This window comes from Bradyrhizobium sp. CCBAU 45321 (assembly GCF_028128975.1).
Lineage (GTDB): Bacteria > Pseudomonadota > Alphaproteobacteria > Rhizobiales > Xanthobacteraceae > Bradyrhizobium > Bradyrhizobium yuanmingense.
The window spans coordinates 1-401 of record NZ_LFKZ01000028.1 but is presented as its reverse complement, the minus strand read 5'-3'; the positions used below and the strand labels follow the sequence as shown (position 1 = coordinate 401).

General features: G+C 59.9%; 1 pseudogene. It reads left to right on the top strand.

The window, feature by feature from the left end:
* Positions 1 to 188 precede the first annotated feature (188 nt).
* Positions 189 to 401, top strand: a pseudogene (locus ACM43_RS09505) (IS110 family transposase); the annotation flags it as partial.

Sequence of the window (401 nt, the reverse complement as noted above, 5' to 3'; positions counted from 1 at the left end):
GCTAACCGCTAGACTGCGGCCGGAAGGGAGCGGCCGATACGATTTTGGTGGCACGTGAGCCCGTCAAAAAACCTGGTCCATGGGCTGTTGCGCACTTGAGAGTGGTGACGCCATCTCGGCGATCCCGTTTAGGAATTTGAATGAATTGCGCAGCCCAGCCCTTCCGCCGGAGTCAGAAGGAGCTACAGATGAATCCCAAAAGATCGAAGTCGAAGGACGGCGGTAAGATGCCGATGGTGCACCCGAACGCGGCTGCCATCGACGTTGGCGCCACCATGCATATGGCGGCCGTCAGGGCAGATCGCGCACCGGAGCCAGTCCACAGTTTCGGTACCTTCACGGCCGATCTGCATCGGCTGGTCGACTGGTTTACGGAATGCGGCGTCGAGACCGTCGTCATG